General features: G+C 59.0%; 7 protein-coding genes and 1 pseudogene. 3 read left to right on the plus strand and 5 right to left on the minus strand.

The window, feature by feature from the left end; genetic code table 11:
• Positions 1-20: 20 nt before the first annotated feature.
• A complete protein-coding gene (locus tag Q0687_RS28125) occupies positions 21-1,292 on the plus strand; it encodes a hypothetical protein (protein ID WP_298884409.1) in 1,272 nt (423 codons plus the stop codon).
• Positions 1,293-1,449: 157 nt separating this feature from the next.
• Here Q0687_RS28125 and Q0687_RS28130 read toward each other — a convergent pair whose 3' ends face one another.
• Both Q0687_RS28130 and Q0687_RS28135 read right to left on the minus strand, forming a co-directional pair.
• On the minus strand, positions 1,450-2,379 hold the full coding sequence (locus tag Q0687_RS28130) for a CoA ester lyase (protein ID WP_298884397.1): 930 nt from the start codon (positions 2,377-2,379) through the stop codon (positions 1,450-1,452).
• Positions 2,376-3,542: a CaiB/BaiF CoA-transferase family protein gene (locus Q0687_RS28135; protein ID WP_298884399.1), complete on the minus strand. Its 1,167-nt coding sequence runs from the start codon at positions 3,540-3,542 to the stop codon at positions 2,376-2,378. The genes Q0687_RS28130 and Q0687_RS28135 overlap by 4 nt, the downstream gene beginning before the upstream one ends.
• A gap of 297 nt (positions 3,543-3,839) precedes the next feature.
• Here Q0687_RS28135 and Q0687_RS28140 point away from each other — a divergent pair.
• Positions 3,840-4,121 (plus strand): annotated as a pseudogene (locus tag Q0687_RS28140) (chemotaxis protein); the annotation flags it as partial.
• A gap of 293 nt (positions 4,122-4,414) precedes the next feature.
• Here the strand turns inward: Q0687_RS28140 and Q0687_RS28145 are convergent.
• The 3 genes from Q0687_RS28145 to Q0687_RS28155 all read right to left on the minus strand — a co-directional run bounded on the left by Q0687_RS28145 (position 4,415) and on the right by Q0687_RS28155 (position 9,474).
• Positions 4,415-5,398 (minus strand): ABC transporter substrate-binding protein, encoded by a 984-nt coding sequence (locus Q0687_RS28145; RefSeq protein ID WP_298884401.1) that lies wholly within the window; start codon positions 5,396-5,398, stop codon positions 4,415-4,417.
• A gap of 247 nt (positions 5,399-5,645) precedes the next feature.
• Positions 5,646-8,222, minus strand: a complete 2,577-nt coding sequence (locus Q0687_RS28150; RefSeq protein ID WP_298884403.1) for a GAF domain-containing protein — start codon at positions 8,220-8,222, stop codon at positions 5,646-5,648.
• A gap of 217 nt (positions 8,223-8,439) precedes the next feature.
• Positions 8,440-9,474: an ABC transporter substrate-binding protein gene (locus Q0687_RS28155; protein WP_298884405.1), complete on the minus strand. Its 1,035-nt coding sequence runs from the start codon at positions 9,472-9,474 to the stop codon at positions 8,440-8,442.
• A 252-nt stretch (positions 9,475-9,726) separates the two neighbouring features.
• Between Q0687_RS28155 and Q0687_RS28160 the strand changes: the two genes are divergently transcribed.
• Positions 9,727-10,488, plus strand: coding sequence for a substrate-binding domain-containing protein (locus Q0687_RS28160; protein WP_298884407.1), 762 nt, complete (start codon positions 9,727-9,729; stop codon positions 10,486-10,488).
• Positions 10,489-10,955: the final 467 nt, after the last annotated feature.

The following is a 10,955-nucleotide window of genomic DNA, read 5'->3' on the forward strand; positions in this document are numbered from 1 at the left end:
CCAATATTGAGCCTATCGTGATGACCGAATGGGCTTCTCGTGATCCGGCCTCGTGCCCTCAACTCTTGGGCACAACATTCAGGAGCAATCCAGACGCTCAAAGAGAAGCAAATGTGCTTCGAAGCTGCGTCGACATTCGAGAAGGATACAGAGGGCTCGAAATAACGACTACATCGTTCGTTGGGCACGTAGCTGTAGGGCCACTTCGGATCACGATCAATCCCAAGATATCAGGTACCCCCCTCGCAACGCTTCTTCAGTACGCTTATGGACTGCGCGACCTACGAGTGCTCGGATATGCAGACGCCCCCACCGCAAAGTTGGGATTCCGCGATATTCTGATTGCCCTGCTCGTAGCAGAAATTGAGGAGTTATCGCGCTCAGGCCTGGCGCGGCGGTACTTTCCCGTTTCAGAGAGGCTGACAAGCCCTAAGGGACGTATCCTGGTTGGAAGAATAGCGTCCCGCGGCGGTATCGTCGATGGAGCGTTGCCCTGCTGGCATTTTCATCGTCATTCCAATTGGAAGCTGAATCAAGTGCTTCGGTCGGGGCTCGAGCTTGCTGGAAGCATGACAGTAGACCGCGAATTATATCTGCGCGTTAGGAGGTTGATCGACACGTTCCTTGAGGTGGATGCACGACCGGGCCTGCAGCAAAGGGATCTTGATGAGGTTGAGCGCGGGCTGACGCGTCTTACCGCAACGAGTATGCCTGCCTTGCGTCTAATCCGGCTGATTCTGGAAATGCACGGCACGTCATTTGATGCAGATGCACCTCCCCATTCGATTTCCGGTTTTCTTTTCGACATGAACCGTTTCTTTCAACGACTACTGTCACGATTTCTGGGCGAAAACCTCTTCAGCGAGTCTATTCGGGATGAGTATGTCACTAAAGACGTTTTCGCTTATGCGGCTCATGGAAATCCAAAGGCGCGGCCTCTACCGCGGCCTCGGCCTGACTTCGCTCTGTTCAAGGGAGGAAGTTTGATTGGGTTTCTCGACGCGAAGTACCGCGACATTTGGCAGAAGGGATATCCGGCTGATTGGTTCTACCAGATGTCCATGTACGCGTTGGCGTCCCCCAATCAGCAGAGCATTGTTCTATGTGCGACGACATCTCAGGGAGCACGCGACGAGCGGATTGATATATGTCATCATTCGCTCAGGAGTATGGGGTCCGTAATCATACGCCCCGTAGAGCTGCAAACGCTTGCCCGTTTGGTATCATCCTCCGAGTCTCCGCTGGTGGGTAGGCAGCGCATCGCTTTCGCTCAGGCTCTCATTGCCTTTTAGCGAGGGTGGGTTCCATAACAACGCATACGCGAATCGGACTGTTGAACATCGTTATGGGAAATTGCTTCCATAACTTTCAATACGCGAATCCCACCTCGCGCGGGCGGACGGTCAGGAAATCGTCAAGCAGCGCCTCGGGCCACAGCAAATATCCCTCCTAGGACCCCATTTTGATGATCCGGCCCGCCATTCGGACATTGGCGTAATCGATCATCTTCCCGTCGAGGGTAACCGCCCCCGATCCGCGCGCCTCGGCTTCTTCCATCGCCTCGACGATCCTCCGGGCGCGCGTTAGCTCGTCATCGGAAGGCCGGAAGGCCTGTAGCGTCGGTTCGATTTGGCTAGGATGAATCACCTGCTTTCCGTCGAAGCCCATCGCGGCCGCCTTGAGTGCGCTGCTTGCGGTCATTTTGGCATCGCGAAACGCGCCGCACGGACCATCGATGGCACGGAGCCCGAACGCCCGCGCCGCCACCAGCACGCGCATCATGGGGTAAGCGAACAGATCTAACGGCACACTTGGATAGCCGCTCTGAGCGGATCCCACGTGGCGATAACCGTCGGGCGAGGCTCCGATCTCCGAGGATCGCGCTCCGATCGAGGCCGCGAAATCCCCAACGCCGAGATGAAGAGCCACCACGCTTGCGTGAGAAGCAGCGAGCAGGTCAACATTGACCAATCCCAGCGCCGTCTCGATCAGCAATTCCAGCTCCATGGGCTTCACGCGATCCGGGGCCGCAGCTCGCAATCGATCTGCTATCCCGCCGATGTCGCTCGCCCACTCCGCCTTTGGCACGATCACTGAATCTAGTCTGGGAAGTGCCCCCAACGCGCGGATTTCGCGCTCGATGAACGGGCTATCGACCCCGTTTAGGCGCACCGCGACGAGCTTCTTGCCCCATTCGAGAGACGACAAGGAACGGACGGCCTCGTCCAACGCCGCGTTCTTTTCGGACGGCGGGACGGCGTCCTCAAGATCCATGAAGACCGCATCAGCAGCCGAGGCGGCTGCTTTAGCGACCATCTCGGAACGATGAGCGGGAACGGCCAAATACGCCCGGGTCGGACGCTGATCGTGATTCGTCACGTCTTTTCCTCAAGGCCAAGTTCGGCGAGAATGGATCGGTTGTGCTGTCCGACCGCCGGTATGGGATCCATCCGAGGTGAGAGGCCGGAAATCGTGAGAGCAGGCAGGAAGCTCATCACTGGACCGCACGGAGTGTCCACTGTTCGTACCCGACCGCGTTTCTGAAGCTGTTCGTGCTGCAGGAAGGATTCGACGGAATTCATTCTTGCGTTGGCGATCGAAGCCTCATCGAGCAACCGCAACACCTCTTCGCTTGTCTTGGAAGCAAAACTTTCCTCGATGTGTCGCTGCAGTGCGTCCCGGTTCCGCATGCGGAGCGGATTGGTACGGTAAAGCGGATGGTTTGCGAAGCCCGGATCTCCTAGGACCAGGGCACACAGAGCCTTCCATTCCCTGTCGTTCTGAATTCCGAAGAAGATCGTCTTACCGTCCCCGACCCCGAAGGGGCCATACGGCGCGATAGTCGCGTGCTTTGCCCCTGTTCTGGGAAGCGGTGTTCCTGTGCTGTGCGTGTAGTAGGCCGGATAGCTCATCCAATCAGCGATCGAATCGAACAACGACGCCTGGAAAGCGGTGCCCTTGCCGGTCTTCTCGCGCCGATACAGAGCCATCAGAACTCCGTTGAGAATGTACATGCCGGTTGCGATGTCCACGACGGACAGGCCGACCTTTGCAGGTTCAGCTTCTGTACCGTTTACGGCGAGTACGCCGGCCTCGCACTGAACCAAAAGGTCGTAGGCCTTCTTGTCGCTGTAGGGACCACCGAACCCATAGCCTGAAACGTCACACGCGATAATGCGTGGAAACCTCCGCAGCAGCGATGCTGAGTCCAGCCCCAACCGCTCTGCAGCGCCTGGCGCGAGGTTCTGTACAAAGACATCCGCCCTCGGAAGCAAGGCGTCGAGAACCTCCTTGCCTTGCGGGCTCTTGATGTCGATCGCGAGACTTTCCTTGGACCTGTTGGTCCAGACGAACTGGCTCGACATGCCATTCATCACATGGTCGTAGTCCCGGCAGAAATCTCCCTGACCCGGTCGCTCGATCTTGATGACGCGCGCTCCCCAGTCCGCGAGATGCCGGCTGGCGAGAGGGGCCGCTATCGCCTGTTCGAGGGAGACAACGGTCACCCCCGACAGCGGCAGATCCGCGTCATTTCCATCCATGCTAAAGCCTCACCTTTTTTGTTCTTCGTGCCTCAGCCTATCCGATCTCGCGCGGGCAGCAAGCTGTCGACTACGATGGTGTGGTGGGTCCGCCGGGTCGTGCGGCCGCCTTCCGGAATCGATTGTCTTGGTCACCTCTGTTCGGTCACATTGAGTTCGCGTGCAAGCAAGGCAGAGTTCCGCTCCATCAGCGCCTGTTGTTCATCCGATAGACTCTTAGGTGCACGCGGTGCGTCGCCAGCAGCGAGCTGATTGCGAGGCGTCGCAGTTCGATGGCTTCTGCGCAGATGCCGCGCGGACATCAGCACCACGATTGAGCGCCTCTCGGAAATCTCCTCTACCATTGCGGCCGCGGTTGAAGAGCAAGGTGCAGCTACGCAAGAAATCTCGCGCAATATACAGGAAGCCTCGCGCGGTACCTCAGTTGTAAGTACGAACATCGTCGATGTCGAGACCGGCGCCAGCCGAACAGGAGCGGCATCGGGCAGTGTGCTGTCCGCGGCGCAGTCACTCTCGCAGGAGAGTCGCCATCTTCAGCAGGAGGTCGACCAGTTCTTGAGAACGGTACGGGTTGCGTAAGGCGGCAGGTGGCTGAGTTCTTGCGGCTACCCTGATTGTCCAAACGGGAGGAACGATGTTGCACGAGCGCCCGCTACTTGCGCCCGTCATAAGGGTCTAAGGGATGGACCTTGGCCCTTTTGACGCCAAGCGGAGATCCGCAATGGTAGCGAGGTCGCCGAAGGGGCAAGGGTGCCCCTTGTCAGCCAGCATCCCTTGGTCGGGTCATCACTCAGAAGCGGACATCGCCGCGCTCTGGATTGAGGTCAGCCACGGGCCAATTCCGGACTCATGCACCGCAGCAAAAAGAATTGCTATTCGATTACCTCGTCGGCGCGGGCGAGCACGGTCGGGAGAATGGTTATGCCGAGTGCTTTCGCAGTCTTCAGGTTGATTACGAGCCCGATGCGCGTCGGCTGTTCGACGGGCAGGTCAGCAGGGTTCGCGCCATCAAGAATCCGCTTAACGTAATAAGCCGACCGATGAAAGACCTCAGTCACAGAAAGGCCGTAGGCCAAGAGAGCGCCCCCATATGCGACTTCCGCCACGGAGGCTAGCGTCGGTAAGCGTTGCGCCGATGCGAGTGCGGCGATGCGATCTGCCTGATCGAGGACAAAAGAATCGGCAACCAACTGCAACGCATCGGGACGCCGCGTCACCACGAGCGTCGGAAGAGTGCTCGCAAAGTCTGCGACCGACTTAAACGCGAGCTCTACCAAGGAAACTCCACGGATGTCAGCTTCCCTTCGCAGACTAGGCAAGAAGCTCACGCTCGACGGATTTGCAGGATTGTAGAGGGCTGCCAGCGTAGTGGCGCGCGGGACAATTGCGCCTAGGAATTCCAAGAGTTTGGGGGTCACATCCTGGTTTAAAGTAGCCGTCCCCGTGGTTAGCCCGCCAGGATGCGCAAGACTCGCAATCAGACCAGTTCCGACCGGATCGTTGATCGCGGCCATTACGACAGGGATGGGCGGAGAAAGCTGCTGCGCCGCGCGAACCGCCGCAATCGTTGAGGGGATGATGATTCGCACCTTGGCTTGCTGCAGCTCGCGAGCCAGCGCCGGAAAGTGATCATAAGAGTCAGCAAAGCGTGTTTCGAGCAGATAATCACGGCCCTCGGTCATGCCATTTTCAGTGAGACCCTGGGTCAAGCCCGCCAAGAGTCGCCGCACGTAGTCGGAGTTCGCGGTACCGGCGAAGAGAAATCCGAGGCGGACCGGAGCCTTTTGGGCAAGTGCTCCAAGTGGCCAAGTAGCTGTCGCGCCCCCAACAAGCGCCATGAATTCACGTCGCTGCATTGCCCCCCCCCCGAGCATTCCAATAGGGCAGTCTAACTGTTCAAGCTCGACATCTGGAAGACGTGCGGGACGGTCTAAGTGAAAATATGTTCGTACCTTGTCGATGACCGCTCTGGGTCAAAATGAAGAACTCAGGTGAGCAAATCTGGTCCGCTCTGCCGCTTTGAGCGGACCTCCGCCAGACGCGCTGCAACTTCGCAGATGGGCCAGAAGCGGTCATTCCAGCTCTGTTCCAGCGGCAGTACACCTAACCGCGCGGCAGGGTGATAATGAACTCGGTGAATGCGCCTGGTTCAGTCTCGACATCGATCCGGCCGCCATGTTGCTTGACGATGATGTCATGGGTCATTGAAAGGCCGAGTCCGGTCCCTTCTCCGGTCGGCTTGGTCGTGAAGAAGGGATTGAACATCTTTTCCTTCACGTCAGGCGGGATGCCAGCCCCGTTGTCGTGAATGCGGATTTCAACCGTGTCGCCGCGGTTTCTTGTGGCCGCGCTGAGCACCGGCTCGAAGGCTCCGTCGTCGTTCTCGGCCTTACGCCTGGTCGCCGCATAGAACCCGTTGGAGATGAGGTTGAGCAGCGCTCGGGTAATCTCCTGCGGGTATAGTTCAAGCGCGCCCGCGTCGGGATCGAGGTCGTGCCTGAGCGTAATGGCAAAGTCGGGCTTTTCGGCCCGGGCGCCGTGATAGGCAAGGTGGAGGCTTTCCCCCACCAGGACGTTGATATCGGCAAGTCGCCGTTCGCCCGAGCCCTCGCGCGAGTGCTGCAGCATGTTCTTGACTATAGAGTCGGCGCGCTTGCCGTGCTGCACGACCCTTTCGAGATTGGATTTGAGTATCGCCGTCAGCTCGCCGACGTTACCGCGCATTGTCTGATCGAGCGGAGCTGGACTCAACGTCTCATCCAATTCGTCGAGCAACTCGATCGACAGCGCCGAGAAATTGTTGACGAAATTGAGTGGATTCTTGATTTCGTGAGCGATGCCTGCGGTGAGCTGGCCGAGCGAGGCGAGCTTCTCGGTTTGGACCAGTCGGTCCTGCGCGGTGCGGAGCTCGTCGAGCGACCTTGAAAGGTCCCGCGTGCGCTGTTGCACCTCGTCGAACAGCCGCGCATTCTCGATCGCGATCACCGCCTGGTCGGCGAAAGTCTGCAGCATGGAGATTTGCTTGTCGTTGAAAGGACGCACTTCCTGGCGACGGAGCAAGATAGCCCCGATGCTTTCGCCCTCTCGGAGCAGAGGTGCGGCCAGAATGCTCCTGACCGCGGTCGAACCCGCACGTCGCGACAGTTCGCGACCGTCGGTGAAGTCATCCTCGGCATAGATGTCGTGCACATGCACGGTTGCCCGATCAACGACGGCCCGGCCGGAGGCCCAACCCCGGCCGATTGGCCATCTGTCCGTCTTGATCGGGATCGGGCCATGGTGCGCACTGAAGCACAACTCGTCCCCGTCCTTCAGCAGGACAACGGCATCGTGTGCCTCGCAAAGCTCGCAGGCGCTTTCGACGATGGCCTTCAGCACCGGTTCAACATCGGTCGGCGACGAGGCAATCACGTTGAGGATGTTGGCGCTACCAGTCTGGTATCGTAGCGCTTCCTCTAGGTCACGACTCTTGGTCTGCACCTCATTGAAAAGCCGCGCGTTCTGGATCGCGATCACCGCCTGATCGGCGAAAGTCCGAAGCATGCTCAGCTCTTTTTCATGGAACGCCGCATTCGGCTCGCGGGAGACCCCGATGAGCCCTACGCCCTGGCCGTCCCACAGCATCGGAGTCAGAACAACCGAGAAATTTTCGGTCGCTCGTCCGGCACGGCGCAAGCTCTCCGGCACGTTCGCACCGTTCATCACGTCGGGATAGTAGATCTGCTCGCGTTGCCCGATCACGACCGGCGCCGAGGTCTCGCCGATTGGCCGCGGGTAAACCTGGTCAAGCGCTTCATTTCCGTCGCCGCGCCGGGCCGCCAGGTGCAACAGCCCGTCGTCGGGAGCGAGAAAAATAGCAGAGTCCTTCCAATCGAACAGCCGGTGCATACTATCGAGAATTCGCTCGAACACTGGCTGCGAGTCGGCCATCGAGCTGCCGATTACCTGAAGCACCTCCGAGGTCGCGGTCTGATGCTCTAGAGATTCCACGAGGTCGCGCGTCTTGGCCTGGACCTCTTCGAACAGCCGTGTGTTTTGGATGGCGATGACGGCTTGGTCGCGGAACGATTCGGCCAATGCGACTTCGCGATGCCCAAAGATATTGGTGCGCTTGCCCGCCAGCACCAGGAGGCCGATGCACTCCTCACCACGCATCAACGGCAAGTATAACGACGACACAATACCATAGGTCTCACGGACCCAAGACTCATGGGGCGGGAGATCGACCAACGACCAATCCGGGAAATGAAGCGTCTTCTTCCCGACAATTGCTCGCGACGGGAAGTTGGCGCTGGGATCAATCGCTTGCGAAGGCCTTGCGTCATTCTGCAGACCTTCTGGAGTTGCTCTCGCCATCGGCAAGTACGTTGCGCCGTCACAGCGAAGGAAGAACGCGAGATCACATCGCGTCAGACGCACCGCGGACTGAACGATGGCTTCGAATACGGGTTCGACGTGGGTCGGGGATTGACTGATTGCACGCAGGATATCGGCCGTCGCCGCTTGCCACTCGCGAGCTTCGTTCAGCTCCCTAAGGAGATCATTCGAGCTCGACGAAGTTTGCGATCCTTTAACGACGGTCCGAAGGCGATCCTTGCTGGTGGCGCGCCCCTTCGCGGATCGCGCCTTGCCGGCCTTCGCGGCGCCCTTCTTGCCGCTCGCTTTTGTCAATCTCGACATTCCGCCCCCAGCGTGAACAGGGCCATCTTATCGGGCGGAACCCGTTATGGAAGAGGTGAGCATCTCGGAATTGAGGCTAGCCAACGGGCTGATGTCTGTTCAGGGTCAATCGCGACGGATTGGCCCGGGTTAGTTAGGTCCGTTCTACCTCCAACGGCCGACTTAGCCTCGGCCCGTGGGATGCGGCAGCGATGGGCCAAAACCGGAAGTGGTCGCCTCATTCGATCACCTCGTCGGCCGCCGCCTGAAGGGTGAGCGGAAAGGAAATGCCGAGTGTCTGGGCTGTCTTGAGGTTGATGACGAGCTGGAATTTTGTCGGTTGCTGGACCGGGAGATTGGCGGGTTTCTCGCCCCTGAGAATTCGGTCAATGTAAGGGGCGGCCTGCCGGTAGTGGTCGAGCAAGTCGAGACTGTAGGCGATCAGTCCTCCGGCGTTGCCCATGCCCGCCGTGCCGTACATTGCGGGCACCCGATACTTCGCCGACAAATCGATGGCGAGCCTCAGATTTCTCAGTACGAAACTGTCGGAATTGAAGATTACACCCGCATCGGGGCCAAGGCGCGCCAGGATCGGCTCTATCTCGGCGGATTCATTCGCGGCTATCAATTCGGTTCCGACAGAAGCCCGTTCGGCCTCTCGCTTGATCGCTTCATAGTAGTCTTTCGCATAGGGACTGACTTTGGGGCTGAACACGAAAGCCACGCGCTTGACGTTGGGCGCAGCCTCAACCAGCAGCTGCAACCACTTCGCTCCGATGCTCGGCTCCAGCGTGGAAAATCCAGTCATATTGCCGCCGGGGTGAGCCAGGTTCTGAACGAACCCCTGACCGACCGGTTCTGCAATCAATACAAACACGATCGGCACCGTCTGGGTCGCCGACTGCAACGCCTTGGTCGCTGGCGTAGCGCCGGACAGTATGACGTCTGGGTTCGAACTCAAAAGATCCGCGCCGAAGCGCTGAGCTGCATCGTCGTTGATTGCGCCCCATCGGTAATCGATCTGAAGGTTGCGACCGACGACCCAACCCAGGTTTGCCAGGTCCTGTTGAACCACCTTTGCACGCGCTTGCGCCGCTGGATCATCGGCGGGCGCCCAATCCAGCCACCCAAGACGCCGCATTCGATCCGATTGCTGTGCGCCCGCTGCCAGCGGCCATGCCGCCACACCACCTACAAGGCCAACAAATTCACGTCGCCGCATTCTAGCCCCCGAAATAAGATTTGCGGCAGTGTAACTGTCGAAACTCGACATCTGGAGTAATTCAGAGGCCAATCTGACGAAATATGTTTGGGATCGTCAATGTCGCTGATGGGTCAAAATGCGAAGAACTCAGCTTGAGCAAATCTGGTCCGCTCTGCCACGATGAGCTGACCTCCGTTAGACGCGCTGCAACTTCGCAGATGGGCCATTTCCTGACCCCCGGGCAATTCGCTTGCAGGCAAGTAAACATGGCGCTGAGCAGCCGAACTGCTAAGCTGCGTGAACCAGTGTGGGGAACACATCATGACAGCGTTGAGTTTTGCGCGCGCGACATTCCTCGCGTCAGTCTTTGTCACATTTCTAGTCGAGAACGGACAGGCAGCCGAGTTACGCGTTCTTGCGGGGGGTGCGATGACCGCCGTATGGGCCGAGGTGAAGCCGAAATTCGAGCAGGCCTCCGGGCACAAGTTGGACATCTTCTTCGGCACAACGCCGAACCTGATCAAGGAGGCAACGTCCGGAAACTCATTTGACATTGGCATCGTGCCGGTCGAGGTCATGCAAGACGCGACAGCACGTGCAAAGTTTGCGGCGGGGGCGACGGCCAATATCGCACGCGTCGGCCTCGGCGTTGCGGTGCGAGCTGGCGCACCCAAACCCGACATCGGTACGCCAGATGCGTTCAAGGCGGCGCTGATCAAAGCGCAGTCCATTGCGACGCTGCCGGCAAGCGCCGCCGGTGCGCAAGTGATGAAAGCATTCGAGCGGCTTGGCGTCAGCGAGGGGATCAAAGGCAAGCTTCAGGCAAAAGCGGCGCCAGCCGAGATCGTTGCCGCTGTTGCGAAGGGCGAAGCAGAATTAGGCGTGTTCCTGCTCAATGTGCTCACCGCTCCCGGGCTCGACGTGGTCGGCCCGTTCCCTGCGGACCTACAGCAGGAGGTCGTGTTCACGGGTGCGGCCGCCACTGACACGAAGCAAGGAGATGCGGCAAAGGCGCTACTCGCGTACCTTAAGTCGCCGGAAGCAATCGCCATCATCAAGGCGAAGGGAATGACGCCCGGCTGAGTTAGTCATGCGGCAACGCTCTGTCACGCTCGCACATTGATCATGCTCTGAGGGTAAAGCTTTCCGCAGATGACCCAACTGCGGGATCAAGCGTGGCCGGATACCGGTGTGCCTTCGATGTTAGACGAGCGAGAGGTCGCTTTGGGTAAGACTGAGAAGTCTCGGGCGGAGCAACGTCGGTCCGCTGTGCAGCCATGAGCCACGTTAGCACCGTGCACGGGCACTTCGCTTTCGGGCCAGGACCTGACATCCGCCGAAGGTGGCACTTGGCACGCACATAGCCTGAGTGAGGGCAGCGCTTTGTTACATCATAGGGTCGTTTCAGCCCTCACCAAGTGTCCGCCCGGGCTAATGTTGAGATTCGTCCCGAGCGCGCTGGAATGCGTTTTACCAGCTCGGTTACACGAAGATCTGTAAGCGCTAAGCCGGCACCCTCGGTTCGACGTTAGATTAGATGTGCGAAGAAG

Source organism: uncultured Bradyrhizobium sp., assembly GCF_936928535.1.
Taxonomy (GTDB): Bacteria; Pseudomonadota; Alphaproteobacteria; order Rhizobiales; family Xanthobacteraceae; genus Bradyrhizobium.